An 18,528-nucleotide genomic window follows, 5' to 3' on the forward strand; every position below is an offset into this window, starting at 1 on the left:
ATGATGTTTTCTATTCGGAAGGCAACATATGACGATGCGGAAGCTATTGCAGATATTCATGCGCGCACTTGGAAAAATACATATAAAGATTTAATTGATGAAAAGGATATTTCAAATATTACTTATGAAAATCGAAAAACACTTTGGGAAACGATACTTAGCGTTCAAACGGGGAACCGTTGTACATATGTTATTCACAATGAAGAACAAATTGTAGGATTCATTTCCGGCGGTCCAGAAAGAACAAAACGATTCAATTATGATACAGAGATTTATAATATTTATTTATTGGATGAATTCCAGCAACAAGGCTTAGGTGTACGACTATTGTATGTGTTTGCTGTGGAGATGAAAAAGCGAGGCTATCGCTCTATCCTTGTATGGATTTTAAAGAAGAATCCATCGAGTCGTTTTTATGAGCGCTATGAAGCGAAGCCTGTTGGCACAGTAGAAACATCTATTGGAGAAGGAACCTATCAAGAAACCGCATATGGCTGGGAAAATATTGATGATTTACTAATGCGCTTAGAAAAAAATAATCGATACAAGAAAAAGAGCTAATTTAAAAGCGAACCATATCGTGCCAGGGAGAAGGAGTAATGTCGCTCCATTCCTCTCCATCCCTGTCTATATGGTTCGCTTTTATTTATTTATCTATTGATTTATATGGTTCAATATGAATATGTGTATAGGCAATATGATGTTTATCAGCGAGAAGCTGTTCGACCTGAACTGTGATATCGTGACTTTCTTGTACATCTAGATGTGGGTCTACCAGGATGGTAATATCAATAAGTGCTTGATTACCATGAAAACGGCCTTTAATATCACGAATATGCTTTACCTGTGAAACGTTTGAAACACTCGCCTTTATTTTTTCGAGTTGCTTTTCATCAAAGCCATCTGTTAAAGAATGTGTTGCATCTTTGAATATATGCCATGCAGTTCTACATATAATGAAACCAACGAGTAATCCAGCAATGGGGTCTAGCCAAAAAACACCGAATTGGGCACCAATGATCCCAATAAAGGCACCGAGGCTTACGAGTGCATCGGAGCGGTTGTCTTGAGCAGCTGCATAGATGGCACTACTATTGATCTTTCTGGAAAGCGATAAATTAAAACGATAAACAAGTAGCATGATGACTGCAGAGCCAAATGCTGTCCAAGCAGTTAATAAGTCCGGCTGAACCGTGCTTCCCGAAAAAAGTTTTTGAATAATATTGATAATGACTTGAATACCTACTGTCATCATGATAAAAGCAGCGAATAGGGAAGCAATGGTTTCAGCACGATAATGGCCATAACGATGGTCTTGATCGGGGGGGATTCTTGATATTTTTAATCCGACCAACAATGCAATCGATGCAATTACATCAGTAGAGTTATTTAAACCATCAGCTCGCAATGCCTCTGAGTTTCCGATATAGGCAATCCATAATTTGACTATCGATAGTACCAAGTAGGCGATGATGCTTAGCCAAGCTCCTTTTTCACCTTTTTTTAAATTCTCATAGGATTGATCCATTTTTTTCCTCCTATGTACATATGAATGATTGATTATACATGATAAGGGAATATCTCATGTTGCATGTTACCATAGTTTAACAAAGCAATCATTGGTGGGTCTAGAGAAACATTAACGCATGAAGCTATATATGTAGCGTATACGCAACAGTATTAGCTGCAGATAATATTGAGATTTTTTCATATTGTAAGCGTTTGCCATTGCAATTATTCGTAAAATTTAGGATAATAGAAAAAAGGAACAAGGAGGCGCGTTCCATGAAAACAGAAAGGGTCAATTATCAATTTAAACGTTATAAAGGAAAAGTGTTGGGAGCAAGAAGAGAAATATCTTATGAAATTCAGCTTTCATCTCGCTTATTGCTGGATGAATTATGCTACAAATGGAATAAAAAGCATATACAAGCACAGCTGGATCAAGCTATTGATAACGACGATCGACATGCCTTTCTTACCTGGAGTAAAGTTTTTAGCGCTTATATCCGAGAGTAAACAAACATGATAGTATTGTTTTATAGCCTTGCCCATGGCGAGGCTATTTTATTTCATATCGAAAAAGTGAAAAGGGGGGATATGTCCAAATTTTTAATACTGCCACAACATTTTAGCATGGTTCATCATTATTGTTGTAAGTGTAGGTGAGGAAATGAAGTTAATCAAAAATTTAATTTTTGCAGGATTTATACTATCTCCTATTTATATCTTATATGCACACCATTTGATTCGACATACTGCAAATCAAATGACACCACCAAATATTCCATATTTAATTGTACTTGGCGCGAAAGTTGATCGGAAAACAATGTCGCGGAGCCTATTTAATCGAGCAAAAATGGCTTTAGCCTATTTACAAGATAATCCATCAACCAAGGCTGTTCTTACGGGCGGCCAAGGACCAGGTGAGGATATTACAGAAGCAGTGTCCGTAAAAAATTATTTAAAGGATCAAGGAATAGCGGAAGAACGCCTACTATTGGAAGAACGCCTACTATTGGAAGAACGTTCCACATCGACCTTCGATAATATTGCTTATGCTAAACAATTGTATGCTGAAGTGGAAGAGGCAGTAATTGTAAGTAATGATTTTCATCTATTTCGATCGATTCAAAATGCAAAGAAACTTGGTATCAAAGGATATCCTTTAGCTGCTGAAACGCCGAAAGTAGTGAAAACAAAATTATTTATTCGCGAATATGCTGCAATTACAAGGTTATTTCTATCGGGGAAATAAGCATCTAGACAAGCATCTTAAATCAAAGGAGGGGGACAAATTTGAAACGTAAAAAAACAGTATTTAGCTGGGTATTATATGATTTTGGAAACTCCGCTTTTGCTACGACCATTATGGCTGCTGTGCTGCCAGTATTTTATTATGATGTAGCAGCAAAAGGACTGGAAGAGAATTTGGCAGCTAGCTATTGGGGCTATTCCAATTCGATTGCTGTATTGATTGTTGCCATCATGGCTCCCATTCTAGGCGCAATCAGCGATTATTCTGCCGCCAAAAAGAAATTTCTCCGCTTCTTCGCCTATATGGGTATGATTGCAAGTGTACTTTTGGCCTTTGTAGGAGAAGGGGATTACATATTTGCTTCCATCTTGTTAATTGTTGGAACGATTGGTTTTTCAGGGGGAAATGTATTTTATGATGCATTTTTACCAGAAATTACAGACGAGAAGGAAATTGATCGGGTTTCTGCGTCTGGATTCGCTTGGGGTTATGTCGGTGGTGGAATCTTATTGGCGATTAATGTCCTGATGATTTTAAAGCCGAATTTATTTGGATTGCCACATGCAACAGCTGCTAGTCAGGCAGCATTTGCCAGTGTGGGGGTTTGGTGGTTTATTTTTTCCATTCCACTTTTCAAAAATATTCGTGAAGAGAAAAAGACTGCTGTAAAACGCGAAAAGTCCTATGTTGCAATTGGGTTTTCAAGAGTGGCAGGAACCTTTAAGGAAATACGACAATATAAGCAATTATTAATTTTTCTACTTGCATTTTGGATGTACAATGATGGTATTTCTACAATTATTAAAATGGCGACCATTTATGGAAAAGACATTGGTATTGATACCAATTCATTGATCACGGCCTTATTAATAACACAATTTGTTGGCATACCATGTACGTTTTTCTTTGGATGGCTGGCGAACAAGATTAGTGCTAAAAAAGCACTGACCTTGTCACTGTATATTTATATGGGAATTGTTGTGCTTGGCTACTTTATGACATCGGCATTCCATTTTTATATGTTAGCCGTATGCGTTGGTTTTGTACAAGGAGGAGCACAGTCTTTAAGTCGTTCCATATTTGGACGAATGATCCCTGCCAATAAACACGCTGAATTCTATGGTTTTTATGGTATATCTGCTAAATTTGCGGCAGTTTTTGGGCCATTCATCTTCGCACTCGTTGGGCAGCTCACTGGCTCATCAAGATTGGGGATTGTTTCTTTGGTTTTCTTCTTCATCGTCGGAATTATTTTGTTAAAGTTTGTAGACATTGAAAAAGGAATGGAAGATGCACGTCGTCAATCTGGAAAGGTTGGAAAAGTTGAAGTAAAGCCTGAATAATGGAGTGAATACGATATAAAGTGATGCTTCAATCTGTGGGGATCAGCCAGTTAATCTGAGTCAAACAATAAAAGCCTAAAATTCCATGAGAATTTTAGGCTTTACCTTTAAACAATAGGATCACAATATTGATTCGTTAACTTCATTTCAAGTGGTAGACCGGTATCATAAGAAATATTACCAACCAGCTTCTGCAACTGTTCATTTGGAGTTACTTCGTTACCTGCCCAAAAACGGATAACCTCACTCATTATTTCGATTCCTTCTAATTTTGCTTGTTCATATAAATCAAGAAAGCTATCTGTAGAAGGGGTATTTGTCGCTGGGTGATACCAGGTTGTATGGTTAAGATTTAAATAATCTACTTCATCTTTTATTGGTTGATGAGAGTAAGAAGAGATAAATGATTTTAGGAATATATTTTTCCAACCGTATGGATCTGCCAGTAATTTTAAGGCAAATTTCATGTCCTGGTATGCTTTTTGAATATAGCATGGGTTATCGAATGGCAACGCTGGGAAAAATGTTTTAATTGTGTGATGCAGCAATTGAGCAGCATCCTTATTCATTGCCCGCCCGACGTTAATTTCTTTATAGACAGGCACTTTCCATGTTTTTAAGTTATGATATTTTTCCATTAAGGTAGTATCAATGCATACCTCCAGTTTTTGGTGATTGCTTCCTTCATATCCTGCACGATAATTTATATATGGATGTGCATTTCTGTCTAAGATATGATGAGTCACAAAACCAAATACATAAGCCTGCACTGGTTTGTCCTTATTCTTTGCCTTTTGTATCATTTCCATTATCACAGGCCCGCATTCCTGTGTATGCAGCAGACTACCGATTTTATTTACATGTGATTCTTTTAACCAAGGCCAGAAATGGTGGTAAAAAAAAGGATCTGGTCCCTGTGCTCCCAATTTCATTAATGCTTCGTGTTTAGAAAAAGAATTCGGATTACCAATCGTATCAATTAAATCCTCACAAAACAGCATATGTGTCCAAATATTTGGCATGGTATTTCCTCCTTGCATCGTGTTGCTTTCGTTCAATATAGAAGACATATGCTTGATTAAGATTGCATGATTATTGTAGTTCATCAGTTTTTCACTTGCTTGTCTTCCAAAATATAGGATTGCATTAATAAGTATATATGAAATTAAACAATGGTTCAGTTAAAATGTGGACAATTTTGTGACGAAGCCTATATGTCAAAGGTTTGTTCACAATCTTGTTACGCTTTTATCACAGATTAACTGGCTGTAAGCCCTTAAGGTCTCACTTCGTTCAAAAGTAGGTAGAATGTCAAAAAATTTGATACAATAATAATGGAGTTTAAATAAGGGAGGAAGTCCAGATGGAATATCGTGTAGAACATGACACACTAGGGGAAATAAATGTACCTGCCGATAAGTTTTGGGGCGCACAGACAGAAAGAAGTAAGCAAAACTTTCCAATCGGTGGAGAAAAAATGCCAGCTGAAATTATTCAGGCATTTGCCATATTGAAAAAAAGTGCAGCAAAAGCAAATGCAGATTTAGGATTACTTGAAGAAGAAAAAGCGGAAGCAATTGCCCATGCGGCAGATCAAATTGCAGACGGGAAGTTGACAGAGCATTTTCCACTCGTTGTATGGCAAACGGGAAGTGGAACGCAATCCAATATGAACGTAAACGAAGTCATTGCCTTTGTTGGAAATAAGTGGTTGGAGGAAAAGGGTAGCAGCTTGAGGCTCCATCCGAATGATGATGTCAATAAATCACAAAGTTCAAATGATACATATCCAACTGCCATGCATGTTGCCGCAGTGTTAAAACTGGAGAATGTGGTTATTCCTGCAGTTGGTGTTTTAAAGAATACATTGAAAGAAAAATCCGAGGCATTCATGGATGTTGTGAAAATCGGAAGAACACATTTACAAGATGCGACACCGATTACATTGGGACAGGAAATTAGTGGTTGGCATCGTATGCTCGAGAAATCAGAACATATGCTGAAAGAAAGTGCGGCGCATCTGAAAGAACTGGCAATTGGTGGTACAGCAGTTGGGACAGGTCTGAATGCGCATCCAGCATTTTCCGAAAAAGTATGTCATGCTATTAGCGAGACGACAGGAAAAAGCTTTGTTCCTGCGCCGAATAAATTTCATTCCTTAACAAGCTATGATGAAACAGTATATGCGCATGGTGCGCTAAAAGCATTAGCAGCAGATATGATGAAGATTGCGAATGATGTCCGCTGGTTAGCAAGTGGACCACGTTCAGGGCTTGGTGAAATTACGATTCCAGCCAATGAGCCAGGAAGTTCTATTATGCCTGGGAAGGTAAATCCAACACAAAGTGAAGCAGTGACTATGGTTGTTGCACAAGTAATGGGAAATGATGCTACAATTGGTTTTGCAGCGAGTCAAGGTAATTTTGAATTAAATGTATTTAAACCAGTGATGGCATATAACTTTTTACAATCTTGTACTTTGCTTGCAGATAGTATGCTTTCTTTTAATGAGCGTTGTGCAACTGGAATAGAACCTAATCAGGAACAGATTGACAAGCATTTAAAAAATTCACTCATGCTTGTTACAGCTCTAAATCCGCATATTGGTTATGAAAATGCAGCAAAAATTGCTAAGACTGCTTTTGAAAACAAAGCTACCTTAAAGGACACCGCTGTTGAGTTAGGATTACTGACAGCAGAAGAATTTGATAAATATGTTAATCCAAAAGAAATGACACATCCATTAGCGTAAGAAATGATAAAACATCCACCTGTTAAATGACGGGTGGATGTTTTCATTATAGAATATAGCATTTCAAGCACAATTTACCATTATGAATTTGTGATAAGTTCTTTTTTTATGTGAACAATATAGATACAGGAGGTGATAAACATGGCTAACAACAACTCTAACCAATTGCTAGTTCCTGGTGTACAGCAGGCACTAGATCAAATGAAAACTGAAATTGCTCAGGAGTTTGGTGTTCACCTGGGCCCTGACTCAACTTCCCGCTCCAACGGTTCTGTCGGTGGAGAAATTACAAAGCGTCTTGTTGCGACTGCACAGGCACAGTTGAATGGACAGCAGTATCCTCAATAACAAATAATATATGGCTAAAGGGGGAGAGCTAATTGCTTTCCCTCTTTTATTATTCAAAAAAAAGAATGATCCGAAGACCATTCCTTTTTGGGTCAATACATTATTTAATGCGTTCTTCTGTTTCAGCATCGAAGAAATGTGCATTATTCATGTTAAATGCAAGGTCAAGCTTTTCGCCACCATGAACATCTGTACGTGAATCAATACGAGCGATGAAATCTTGGTTGTTCACTTTTGAGTATAGATAGGATTCCGCACCCATTAATTCCGCAACTTCGATTAACGCAGTGATTTTTGTATCTGGTGTTGACTCAATAAACACAGGCTCATCATGAATATCCTCAGGACGAATACCAAGCACAATGTCTTTGCCAATATAGCCTTGATCACGCAGTCCTTTCATTTTTCCTTCAGGCACAGCGATTTTGATGTCGTCCATTGTAAAGAAGCCTTCTTCCAACTTACCAGTTAGGAAGTTCATGGAAGGTGATCCAATAAATCCACCAACAAAAATATTATCAGGATAATCGTATACATCCTTTGGTGCACCAACCTGTTGGATAATACCATCCTTCATAACAACAAGGCGAGTTGCCATCGTCATTGCTTCTGTTTGGTCATGTGTTACATAGATTGTTGTCGTTTGTAGACGTTGGTGTAGCTTAGATATTTCAGCACGCATTTGTACACGTAGTTTTGCATCAAGGTTTGACAGAGGTTCGTCCATTAAGAATACTTTCGCATCACGAACAATCGCACGTCCCAATGCTACACGCTGACGCTGACCACCTGACAAAGCTTTTGGCTTTCTATCCAAATATGCTTCCAGGCCTAGAATCTTGGCAGCATTTTTAACGCGTTTGTCGATTTCGTCTTTTTTAAATTTACGCAGTTTCAAACCGAATGCCATATTATCATAAACATTCATATGTGGATATAGCGCATAGTTCTGGAAAACCATCGCAATATCGCGGTCTTTAGGAGCGACATCGTTCATTTTTGTTTCGTCGATGTATAATTCTCCGCTTGAGATTTCTTCCAAACCAGCAATCATACGAAGTGTTGTAGATTTACCGCAACCAGACGGTCCAACAAAAACGATAAATTCTTTATCTTCAATATGAAGGTTGAAATCATTTACTGCAATAACATCTTTATCAAATACTTTTTGAATGTTGTTTAAACGTAATTCTGCCATATGTTTTCCCTCCGTGTTTTGCAAGCGTTTTTATAACTAATTTTATTATATCGGAGCTCCCATCTAAGGGAAATAGCAATAATGCATGAAGTTTCTATCCTTGTTTTGTGCACGGTGACGAATCAATTCGACAACAATGCCAAAAAGACCGTAATCGCTTGGTGAAAGTCTCTAATATCTGTTCCAGTCTGATCATAAAACTTATCCAATCGATATTGTAGTGTATTGCGATGCAGGTATAATTTTTTTGCGGTCTCAGATATATTCAAATTGCATTGAAATAGCATGTTGATTGTTTTTAAGAAATCTGGGTCATGTGCAAACTCTCCTAAGATATTGGTCCGAATATCGTCTTTCATTTGTGATGTAGCTTGTTTCACATACATAAGGGGAATAGCTTCAACATAAGTCAAAACGTTCTTGTCCGTATGTGTGAAAATCAGTTTACCACTATCAAGGATTTGATTATAATGGTTTGTTACGTATCGGAAGCCCGATTGGAAGGGGCCAACAAAGAAGTTCATTTTTACATACAAATCACTCATTAATACGTTGATAATTTGTTTATAAGAAATAGCTTCTCCATTTTCTGTTGACATTTCTTCGATAATTATTCCCTCATGGGCGGTATTCCAAATAATAGGTAACTCTTGTTTGAATACCTCTGTAATAGCTTCTTTAAATGTAGTTGGTTCAATTTCCTTTCCAGGGATTGAAAAATAGACAAAACGGTATGGACGTTTTGCAATATCTTCGCTATCCTGTTGAATTTTTTCCATCCAATTTAATTCTTTGGAAGTTGGAACGGGGAAATTAGCATTGTAAGGCTCTAAGAAAGCCGATAATAATTGGATATCCCGTTCTTGAAGTTCTTGTTTATGAATACCGATGACCGCTTTATTAGCAGTAATAAATAAACAATAGTCTGCTTTGGCATCATGATTGATTTCTGCTTCTGGTAAAAGAGAAGGAAATAAAGTCTTTAGCTGTTTCAGCATAGGTAACGTCCTCTTTCTTTTAAGTCTATTCCAATATTATAGCAAGGAATTCCATATAAACTAAACAATATGACAATTCACTCCCATTAAATTGGTATACATCATGCTTTACGTTTGTTATAGTTTCACTAGAAGGGAGGACGCAAGATGTCCAATATTTATGATAAAGCCTATGAATTAGAAAAAGCAATTCGTGAAAGTGATGAGTTTCAAAATCTGGAAGCAGCTTATGAGACTGTGATGAAGGAAGAATCTTCTAAGAAGTTATTTGAAAGCTTTCGTGATACTCAGCTTGCTTTGCAGGAAAAGCAAATGCAAGGGGAAGAGATTACTGAAGAAGAATTAGACCAGGCTCGAAAAGTCGTTGAACTTGTTCAACAACAACCTGATATTTCCAAGTTGATGGAGCAAGAACAACGTTTACACTTGGTTATTAACGACGTTAGTCGCATCATCACTAAATCATTAGAAGAATTATATGGTATGGTGGATGATAAGGATCAACCATTTAACTAATCTTAAAAAACGGCAGCAGCGCTGTCGTTTTTTTTATGGAATAAGAAAATCGCTTTAGATACTATCCTGTTTAGAATAAAAGCAGGAATTTTGTATACGTATCTCGAATGTTGTAGATAGATGTACATAAACAATCTATACAAGGGGGAAGCAGATGATGGAAACGGTTCAGTTATCCAGTAATAAACAAATTGCTCAGATTCATTTGAATCGACCAGATCGTTATAATGCACTTGATTTGAAAATGCTGGATGAATTATTACAGGCGGTAGAACAGGTGGAACAAAGCGATGATCGAATAGTGCTTTTAACTGGCGCAGGAAATGCCTTCTGTGCTGGCGGTGACATTCAAATGATGGCCGATTTTGCGGATCAATCATTTTTTGATCAGGTGATGGATACGATAGGTGCAATTGTGGAAAAACTTTATATGATGCCCAAAATTGTCATATCTGCGGTGCATGGTTCTGCAGCTGGTCTTGGACTGAGTTTGGCATTGACTGCTGACTATGTGATTGCTGAAGAAGCGGCCCGATTTGGCATGCTTTTCCTTGGTGTAGGATTAGCCCCAGATGGTGGTGGACATTTTTGGTTGAAGGAAAGATTGGGAGTACAACAATCTAAGCAATTTATCTGGAGTATGGAACAGGTGAAAGGATTGGAAGCTAAACAAATGGGACTAGTTGATGTATGCACAGATCAGCCTGTAAAAGAGGCTGCAAATCAACTGGCCGATAGATTACTACATTCGCCACTTGTCTCCATGCTGGAAACGAAGCACATATATCATCAGCAAAAACTTTCCGAGCTTCAATATTTTCTTGAATCAGAGAAGAAAGCCCAGTGGAACCTTCGCGGTACAGCAGATCATCAAGAAGGAGTTCGTGCATTTTTAGCTAAACGAAAACCTGTCTTTAAAGGGGAATAAATAATGAAAACGACTTGAATCTAGGGTTCAAGTCGTTTACTGCTAATAGAGCATTTTGCTATATTATATTTATCTGTGAAATAGGATTAATTTTGCTTCGGGTGATACACAACGATGGGTGTGATCACTAAATCCTTCTTCCTGTAAACGTGCAGAGGCAATATTTTTTGCTTCCTCATCACTTGGTGCATGAAATGTTTCGTCGAGAAGTTTTTCACCACTTTTTTCAAACACGGTTAATGCATAGGATTTCATTTTATGTACCTCCTAATCGGTATACAATTTTCCTCATATTTTCTTAATCATTTAAATTATAGCGCATTTATGGATAGAAGGAAAACTTCTATCCGCTTCTATTTAGGCCACCAGTGATTAAAATTTCCTGTTATCATCGTTTATTTTATGATGAAACAGGTGGAGATATTTTCGTTTAAAAACCTCAATATTGATTGATTTCTCCGCTGAGCGAACGTGCATTCGTGTTTTGTTTTTGGTATAATAGAAGGAATAAGATGGAGGTGGATGGATGTCTCGTATTTCCTTTATCCATGCAGCGGATTTACATTTGGATAGTCCTTTTAAGGGGCTATCTGACTTACCAGAGCAGTTATTTGATACGGTACAGAATAGTACATTTCAAGCATTTGACCGATTGGTTCGTGCAGCGATTGATTATCGAGTCGATTTTGTGCTATTAGCGGGCGACATTTTTGATCAAGAAAGTAGAAGCTTGAAGGCACAAATTCATTTGCGGGATGGGTTTAAGATATTAAAACAGCATCATATTGATGTTTATCTTTCATTTGGCAATCATGATTATGTGACAGGGACGAAGCTGCCGGTATCATTTCCATCAAATGTTCATGTTTTTCCTACCGAACAGGTTCGTTCCTATATTTATTCTAAAGATGATAAAGAAACAGCAGCTATTTATGGCTTTAGCTATGAACAACGCGCAGTAACTGAAAATAAAACGAATGAGTATCTTATTACGCGAGATGATATCCCATTTCATATAGCGATGTTACATGGCAGCTTGCAAAGTAATACAGAGCATGATGTTTATGCACCATTTCAGCTAAGCGAATTGACCAGCAAGCCCTTTGATTATTGGGCTCTAGGTCACATACATCAACGAAATGTATTGAAACAGGAGCCACCAGTTGTTTATCCGGGAAATGTTCAGGGCAGACATCGCAACGAAACTGGTGAAAAAGGATGTTATTATGTACAGCTTTCAGAACATGAAGCCAAATTATCCTTTATTCCATTACAGTCGATACAGTTTTCGAAATTAGAAATAAATGGATTGGAATGTGTACATATTTTTGATGTGGAAAATCAACTAAATGAAATGATTGCCAAGCTTACCGATGATACACCTTATTTAATTGATGTGACTTTGACATGTAATGCTGCAAGTGCTGAAGAATGGAAGCAAGATAATCAGCTTGAGGAGCTTATCGAATTAATTAATGAAAGGTTGATCCATCGTCACCATCATTGGAAGTATATTTATCGGCTATCCCTATCGACAAAAAAACAATCCATAGCATCATTGGAAAAAGGGGATCATTTTATCGGAGAATTAGCTAGAACAATGGAGTATTTTTCTGTTGAACAAAATATAAATGAGCTTTATCGACATAGACAAGCAAGCAGATATTTAGAATCATTGGATATGGACGAAATAGAAGTAGTTAAACAAGAGGCACAAGAAATGCTGCTGCACGCACTGTTAAAAAGTTAACCTGGGAGGTGGCTGGATGAAACTCCAAAAAGCATTTATTTATGGGTTTGGCCAATGGATTGATCAGGAATTTGATTTTACTGGAAATCATTTTCTGTGTTTTTATGGAGAAAATGAATCTGGAAAATCTACACTTCAGCAATTTATTTTATTTATGCTCTTTGGAATGCCGCCAAAGCAAAGAAAGTTTTTCCGACCGAAAACGAGCAGTAAAATGGGCGGAAGGTTAACCATTTGGCATAAAGACAAAGGTGAAATAGTTATTGAAAGAATGGACGGAGAAAGAAACGGTGCAGCTTTATGTCGGGACGAGAAGGGATCAACCTATCATGAAACATGGTTAAATCAGCTTTTGAATGGCATGACGTTAGAAATGTATCGTTCCATTCACTCGTTTTCTGCAGTTGATCTTGCAACCATTCGCGATATGAAAGAAGAAGATTTAGGAGATTTGCTCTTAAGTATAGGGATGACTGGTTCAACACAAATTAACATCGCAGAAAAGCAACTGCAACAGAAAATGGAAGCGTTATTTAAGCCATACGGAAAACTGCCAACCATCAATAAACAGTTAGCCAAGTTGGATGATTTATATGGATCTCGGATAGAACAACAAGCGCTGGAAGCATCTTATAATGAAGAAGTAGATAGCATGAGACAGCTGAAACAGGATATTCAAATGCTTCAGGAAGAGCTGGTAACATATCGTAAATATCTATCTGAACTGGAGCGCCAGAAACAAGTATTGCCTCAGCTTTATGAATATAAGCAGTATGAGGAACAGTTGCAGCACCTTCCTGGTGAGGTTCCTTTTCCTGAAAATGGTCTGGAGCGGCATCAGGCCCTGAAAAATAAATGGATTACAATGAATAGTCATGTCGTACTACGAAAGGAAACACATGATCAACAGGCTGCCAAGCTTAAGGAATTGAAGGAGAGCCTGTCCAATGATGAAGCTGTTTATCAGACTGCAATCCAATTCATGGAGCGAGGTCAAACCTATCATGAACGGGAAGAGAGAATTGCTGAGGAAGCTGAGAAATTAAACAAATTGTTAACCCGAATTAATATGGGTCAACAGGAATTAAATATGAGCACTAATGATCTGGATTTTGAACAATTGCATCTTCCATTTCATATAGAACAGGAATGGAAAGCTTTCAAAACAAATGACGAACAATTACGAGTCGAACACGATCAACTGCAGCTGGAAGGGCAGCAATTACAGCAGCAAGAAAATCATGTGCATCAGGAAATCATGTCAGTGGATGAAGAATTATTACAGCCTGCTGACCGCAGGGAAATGCAGACGAAGTTAAAGCAAAATGAAGCTGCACAATATGATTTAAATGCACAAATAGAAGTACAGCAAAAAAAACATGACTGGGAAAAAAAGAAACGTGCCGGCAAGACAAAAGCTTTACGCTTTTTAAGTGCTGGTATTGGTTTAGCAATCGTTTTTTTGGCATATGGATTGCTTCAACAGCAAGACATTGTAAAGAATATGGGGTGGATTATCTTATTGTTGGGTGTAGGACAATGGTTGTTTGAGAATCGTGCCATTAACCGAATGGATCAAGAATGGACAGCCATAACCACAAATGTAAAGCCGGAAACCATCTTGACTGATGAAGAAAAAAACAAATTGGAAAGCATGCTGGAAACGCATGATTTACAGGTGTATCAGCTCCAGTCTTTGAAGGAACAGCAAAAGAAAATCGATATACAGTCTATTCAGTTGGATGAGAAAAATTCGGCATGGCAACAAAAAATGCATCGTCATCAACAGCTGCTTGAGACAGAGAGAGCGGCGTTTCCTTTTTTGGATCAGATGGAACCGGTTTATTGGCCGGAACTGTATCCGAAGCTAAGAGATTTACAACAGCTATATCGAGAGAAAATAAAACAAACGGACAATTTGAATCGACTGAAAACAGAACAACAAAAATTTGAACATGATTTAGACAGGTTTTTTGAACAGCTGAACTGGGAATGGAATCATGTATCAACAGTAAATCAGCTGGAACAGATAACAACCTTTGCAAAGAAATATGCGGAAAAAGAAATGGCATACCAAAGCTTGGAGAAATCATTTTCATCAAATGAAGAAGGGCTAAAGGAAGTTACGCATCAAAGACAAGCTATTGAAAACGAAATGCAAGTTTTGTGGGAATTGGCAGGGGCAGACACAGAGGATGACTTTTACCATAAAGCGAATCAACTGCAAGAATGGCAACATATGCATAACGGGATAAACAAAATAATTCAGCAAACCGCCCATTTATTTACCAAACAGCAATGGCGGGAATTATTAAATCAACAGCCAACTTCCTCTGAAATTGAACAAGCATACGACGAGAAAAGTAAACTGCTAACTGAATTGGAGGAACAACTCAATAGCAAACGTCAACAGCTGGCAGACATACATGCCGAATTATCAAAACTGGAAGCATCTGAAGATTTATCACGTATGAATCATCAGTATCAGATGGAAATAGAAAAACTCCAGCAGCTTGGACGGGAATGGGCAGTGCTGAAAACGGCGAAAGAAGTATTGGCAGAGACTAAAAGAAGCTATCAATCCAAGCATGTAGAGCAAGTCATTGCTCGAACGACAGCTTTCTTTTGTCAATTAACAGACGGTAAATACATCAAAGTAATACCTCCGATGGAAGGAACACCTTTTCAGGTAGAAGCGAAAGATGAAATACGGTATACTGTGAATGAATTGTCACAGGGAACGATTGACCAGCTGTATGTGTCTTTGCGTTTAGCAGGGAGTGAGATGGTGAGCCAAAACAATTCCCTGCCATTTATGATAGATGATGCATTTGTACATTTTGATTCATTACGTACAGAGCGAATGTTGGATATATTGGAAACCATTGCCCATAGCCAGCAGGTCATTTATTTCACATGCAGAAAAGATGTATTACAAACAGTTGAGGGAGTAAAGCTAGCTTTATTATCTCCTAAACACCATGATAGGTTTAGTAAACATGCTTAGCAATTATATTGTTAGAGCAAACGGAGGGGTTTTCATTGCCTGGGAAAGAACAATCAAAAGATTGGGAAACATATGAGGAAATTATCGATCACTTCATTCAGGCCATTGCCAAAAATATGAATTTATATGGTCTTACATCTTCTATTGGAAGATTGTATGGCGTTTTGTATTTCTCAGATGAGCCGATGACCTTAGATCAAATGCGTGATGCATTAGAGATGAGCAAAACAAGCATGTCTACAGGTGTAAGAACCTTGATGGATATGAAAATGGCAGAATCTACTTTTAAAAAGGGAATTCGAAAGGACCTATACCAATCAGAAGAGGATTGGTATAAATCTTTTACGTCATTATTTGGAAATCGTTGGCGTCATTATACGGAAACGAATATTGAAGAAGCCGAAGAGGCTATTCATGAATTAACAAAGATATCCGCTTCAGCATCAGATGAAACTTTAAAACAAAAGATTGAAAATGATATCTCTCGTTTGCATTACGCAAAAAATTATTATACTTGGCTGATGAAATTTATTCATACGATAGAATCTGGTAAGATATTTGAATTAATCCCAAAGGAAGATTAAAAAGGCGTACTGCGAATGAAAATGGATAGCAGTAACCAAAAGGGGGAAGTATGATGAATCATAGTATTGGGCACCATCAAATCGGTGATGCTTTTGAAGGGTTTGTACTTATTAAGGATTCGATTCGAGGAACAGCAAGTAATGGGAAACCATTTTTAACGCTCATTTTATGTGATGCAACCGGAGAGATTGAAGCAAAGCTCTGGGATGTAACAAAGGAAGATGAAGCTTTATTTGTTTCGGAACAGATTATTCGTATAACAGGGGATATCAATCAATTTCGTGGCAGGGCGCAAATGCGAATTTCTTCTATACGCCCAGCGCAACCGACAGATGGTGTACAAGTTTCTCAGTTTGTTGAAAAGGCTCCTGTTGAGAAAGAAATCTTACAGGAAAAACTAACAGAAGCTATTTTCGAAATGGAAAATCCAGCACTGCAGCGAATCGTGAGGGCATTTATAAAAAAATACCAAGATGAGCTACTAAGCTATCCAGCGGCTGCTAAAAACCACCATGCATATGCATCTGGATTGGCACATCATATTGTTAGTATGCTTGCTATAGCAAAGCAGCTGCAGTTATTATATCCACAGTTGAATAAAGATTTATTATATGCTGGAATTATTTTACATGATATTGGAAAGATCAAGGAACTATCAGGTGTTGTGTCAACAACCTACACGATAGAAGGAAAACTGCTTGGTCATATACCTATGATGGTTGAAGAGATTGGTCATATGGCGGATGAATTGCAAATAGAGGGAGAAGAAGTGCTTGTTTTACAGCATCTTGTCCTTAGTCACCATGGTAAACCGGAGTGGGGGAGTCCTACTCCACCTCTTGTCCTTGAAGCAGAGATGCTTCATATGATCGATCTAATCGATGCAAAAATGAACACACTGAATCGTGCATTAGAGAAGGTAAAACCTGGTGAATTCAGTGAACGAATTTTTGCAATGGATAATCGCTCCTTTTATAAACCAACTTTTGAAAAATAATCGAAGTGAATGAAAATGGTCTGGTAGGAATACCAGTCCATTTTTTTAGTTATTTTACGTTAAAGTGATTCATATACTTTTGGTAGGAACTCGGACAAGGAGGGATTACCATGATTATTGGAATACCGTGGTGGGTGTTCATGCTCGTTTTACTTATTTTCTTATGTGGGTACATGGCTTATCGGGCGATGCAGGCTGAACGTAAGTTAGAGGATCAGTTTATTGAAAGGGAAGGAAGAATCTATGTAGAAAGAATGGAGCAAGAGCGGGAAAATCGTAAAGAGCAAAAGGAATACCATGCCTCAAGTTGATAAGCTAATGTCTCAGGAGAAGGTAGCATCCAGCCTATTTCCAAAATGGAAGAAAAAAAACAGTGCAAGGATATTCGCTATCATCCCTGCACTGTTTACGATATTAGCCTTTCGTATCTTCGTCAGCCTCTTTGTCTGCTTCTTCTTCCTCTTTGAATATATCTTTGTATTCTTTGATTTTAACGTCAATTTTAGCATCTTTCATCATTTTATCGATTTTCTCTTGTGCTTTAGCAACGTCTAATTTTTCGTTAGCAATTTGACGACGAATCTGATCCTTATTGTCCTCGAATGAACCGATATCTTCTTCCACATCACGTCTGTCCGTTACTTTAATAATATGGAAGCCATATTGTGTTTTTACTGGTTCACTAATGTCGCCTACTTTCATACCATACGCTGCTTCTTCAAATTCTGGAAGCATCTTTCCAACAGAGAAGAAACCAAGTTTTCCACCGTCTTCTGCTGTTCCTTCATCTTTGGAATATTTTTTCGCTAGCTTTGCAAAATCTTCACCTTTATCAACTTTTTCTTTTACTTCTTTTGCAGTTTCTTCGTCCTCAACTAGAATGTGCTCCGCTTCGATTTCAACCTTCATGTTCTCATAACGCTGCTTTATTTCATCTTCGGAAATGTCCATATCTTCTGAAGCTGCCTTTTCTTGAAGTAGACTTAGCTCTAATGCTTCACGTAGCGCATCTTCATCCTTGATACCGTTTTGCATCAACCACATTTCGAAGTTTTCCCCAAGCTGGTCCTTGAAATTTTTGACTTCTGCGTCTATTTCTTTGTCAGAGACTTCGTATTTATCGCTAAGAACTTTAATTGTAGTAAGCTCTTTCAATACAGCTTCACCGTATCGATCTTTTAATACATTGTAAAATTCTTCTTTCGTTACATTTCCTGCTTTCGTTTCTACTACTGCTTCTGAATCACCCTTATCAGAGGAACAAGCCCCAAGAACGAGTAATCCGGATGCTACAGTCATTGCAATAACTAATTTTTTCATTCATTACACTCCCATTTTCTAGTTGCTT

The 18,528-nt window shown here is 37.8% G+C and carries 19 protein-coding genes; 13 read left to right on the forward strand and 6 right to left on the reverse strand.

The features are described 5' to 3' along the window. The first annotated feature begins 3 nt into the window (after window positions 1-3). Window positions 4-561 carry a GNAT family N-acetyltransferase gene (locus tag DX933_RS00315; protein WP_123314485.1) on the forward strand — a complete coding sequence of 186 codons (558 nt, stop codon included), beginning with the start codon at window positions 4-6 and terminating at the stop codon, window positions 559-561. An 85-nt stretch (window positions 562-646) separates the two neighbouring features. On the opposite strand, the gene DX933_RS00320 is transcribed toward DX933_RS00315, so the two are convergent. Continuing rightward, window positions 647-1,528: a cation diffusion facilitator family transporter gene (locus DX933_RS00320; protein WP_123314486.1), complete on the reverse strand. Its 882-nt coding sequence runs from the start codon at window positions 1,526-1,528 to the stop codon at window positions 647-649. A gap of 257 nt (window positions 1,529-1,785) precedes the next feature. On the opposite strand from DX933_RS00320, the gene DX933_RS00325 reads away from it, so the two are divergent. The 3 genes from DX933_RS00325 (at window position 1,786) to DX933_RS00335 (ending at window position 4,101) form a co-directional block, all read left to right on the forward strand. Then, on the forward strand, window positions 1,786-2,019 hold the full coding sequence (locus tag DX933_RS00325; RefSeq protein ID WP_123314487.1) for a hypothetical protein: 234 nt from the start codon (window positions 1,786-1,788) through the stop codon (window positions 2,017-2,019). Between the two features lie 154 nt (window positions 2,020-2,173). Beyond that, the gene (locus tag DX933_RS00330; protein WP_123314488.1) at window positions 2,174-2,758 is read left to right on the forward strand and encodes a YdcF family protein; all 585 of its coding nucleotides are present in this window, start codon (window positions 2,174-2,176) and stop codon (window positions 2,756-2,758) included. 41 nt (window positions 2,759-2,799) lie between these two features. Then, window positions 2,800-4,101: an MFS transporter gene (locus DX933_RS00335; protein ID WP_123314489.1), complete on the forward strand. Its 1,302-nt coding sequence runs from the start codon at window positions 2,800-2,802 to the stop codon at window positions 4,099-4,101. Between the two features lie 107 nt (window positions 4,102-4,208). On the opposite strand, the gene DX933_RS00340 is transcribed toward DX933_RS00335, so the two are convergent. Further along, window positions 4,209-5,123: a zinc dependent phospholipase C family protein gene (locus DX933_RS00340; protein WP_123314490.1), complete on the reverse strand. Its 915-nt coding sequence runs from the start codon at window positions 5,121-5,123 to the stop codon at window positions 4,209-4,211. 341 nt (window positions 5,124-5,464) lie between these two features. Between DX933_RS00340 and fumC the strand changes: the two genes are divergently transcribed. Beyond that, the gene (gene fumC / locus DX933_RS00345; protein WP_123314491.1) at window positions 5,465-6,853 is read left to right on the forward strand and encodes a class II fumarate hydratase; all 1,389 of its coding nucleotides are present in this window, start codon (window positions 5,465-5,467) and stop codon (window positions 6,851-6,853) included. A gap of 141 nt (window positions 6,854-6,994) precedes the next feature. Further along, window positions 6,995-7,201: an alpha/beta-type small acid-soluble spore protein gene (locus DX933_RS00350; RefSeq protein ID WP_123314492.1), complete on the forward strand. Its 207-nt coding sequence runs from the start codon at window positions 6,995-6,997 to the stop codon at window positions 7,199-7,201. Window positions 7,202-7,301: 100 nt separating this feature from the next. Here DX933_RS00350 and DX933_RS00355 read toward each other — a convergent pair whose 3' ends face one another. Both DX933_RS00355 and DX933_RS00360 read right to left on the reverse strand, forming a co-directional pair. After that, window positions 7,302-8,399: an ABC transporter ATP-binding protein gene (locus DX933_RS00355; protein ID WP_123314493.1), complete on the reverse strand. Its 1,098-nt coding sequence runs from the start codon at window positions 8,397-8,399 to the stop codon at window positions 7,302-7,304. Window positions 8,400-8,521: 122 nt separating this feature from the next. Then, on the reverse strand, window positions 8,522-9,397 hold the full coding sequence (locus DX933_RS00360; protein ID WP_123314494.1) for a PucR family transcriptional regulator: 876 nt from the start codon (window positions 9,395-9,397) through the stop codon (window positions 8,522-8,524). Window positions 9,398-9,544: 147 nt separating this feature from the next. Here DX933_RS00360 and DX933_RS00365 point away from each other — a divergent pair, with 147 nt between their 5' ends. After that, window positions 9,545-9,913 (forward strand): YlbF family regulator, encoded by a 369-nt coding sequence (locus tag DX933_RS00365; protein WP_123314495.1) that lies wholly within the window; start codon window positions 9,545-9,547, stop codon window positions 9,911-9,913. Between the two features lie 154 nt (window positions 9,914-10,067). Next, window positions 10,068-10,841, forward strand: a complete 774-nt coding sequence (locus DX933_RS00370; protein WP_263363154.1) for an enoyl-CoA hydratase — start codon at window positions 10,068-10,070, stop codon at window positions 10,839-10,841. A 69-nt stretch (window positions 10,842-10,910) separates the two neighbouring features. Here the strand turns inward: DX933_RS00370 and DX933_RS00375 are convergent, their stop codons facing one another. Further along, window positions 10,911-11,096, reverse strand: coding sequence for a YhzD family protein (locus tag DX933_RS00375; protein WP_123314496.1), 186 nt, complete (start codon window positions 11,094-11,096; stop codon window positions 10,911-10,913). 271 nt (window positions 11,097-11,367) lie between these two features. On the opposite strand from DX933_RS00375, the gene DX933_RS00380 reads away from it, so the two are divergent. From DX933_RS00380 to DX933_RS00400, 5 genes are all read left to right on the forward strand, one after another. Beyond that, window positions 11,368-12,591, forward strand: a complete 1,224-nt coding sequence (locus DX933_RS00380; RefSeq protein ID WP_123314497.1) for a metallophosphoesterase family protein — start codon at window positions 11,368-11,370, stop codon at window positions 12,589-12,591. A gap of 16 nt (window positions 12,592-12,607) precedes the next feature. Then, window positions 12,608-15,598 (forward strand): ATP-binding protein, encoded by a 2,991-nt coding sequence (locus DX933_RS00385; RefSeq protein WP_123314498.1) that lies wholly within the window; start codon window positions 12,608-12,610, stop codon window positions 15,596-15,598. A 35-nt stretch (window positions 15,599-15,633) separates the two neighbouring features. Next, entirely contained in the window at window positions 15,634-16,182 is a 549-nt protein-coding gene (locus DX933_RS00390) for a GbsR/MarR family transcriptional regulator (RefSeq protein WP_123314499.1), read from the forward strand. A gap of 53 nt (window positions 16,183-16,235) precedes the next feature. Then, window positions 16,236-17,180 carry a 3'-5' exoribonuclease YhaM gene (gene yhaM / locus DX933_RS00395; protein ID WP_123314500.1) on the forward strand — a complete coding sequence of 315 codons (945 nt, stop codon included), beginning with the start codon at window positions 16,236-16,238 and terminating at the stop codon, window positions 17,178-17,180. A 110-nt stretch (window positions 17,181-17,290) separates the two neighbouring features. Then, the gene (locus DX933_RS00400; RefSeq protein WP_123314501.1) at window positions 17,291-17,491 is read left to right on the forward strand and encodes a sporulation YhaL family protein; all 201 of its coding nucleotides are present in this window, start codon (window positions 17,291-17,293) and stop codon (window positions 17,489-17,491) included. 103 nt (window positions 17,492-17,594) lie between these two features. Here DX933_RS00400 and DX933_RS00405 read toward each other — a convergent pair whose 3' ends face one another. Then, entirely contained in the window at window positions 17,595-18,500 is a 906-nt protein-coding gene (locus DX933_RS00405) for a peptidylprolyl isomerase (protein ID WP_123314502.1), read from the reverse strand. Window positions 18,501-18,528: the final 28 nt, after the last annotated feature.

Origin of the sequence: Ornithinibacillus gellani (assembly GCF_003730295.1) — a bacterium.
In the GTDB taxonomy this organism is placed as follows: Bacteria; Bacillota; Bacilli; order Bacillales; family Amphibacillaceae; genus Ornithinibacillus_A; species Ornithinibacillus_A gellani.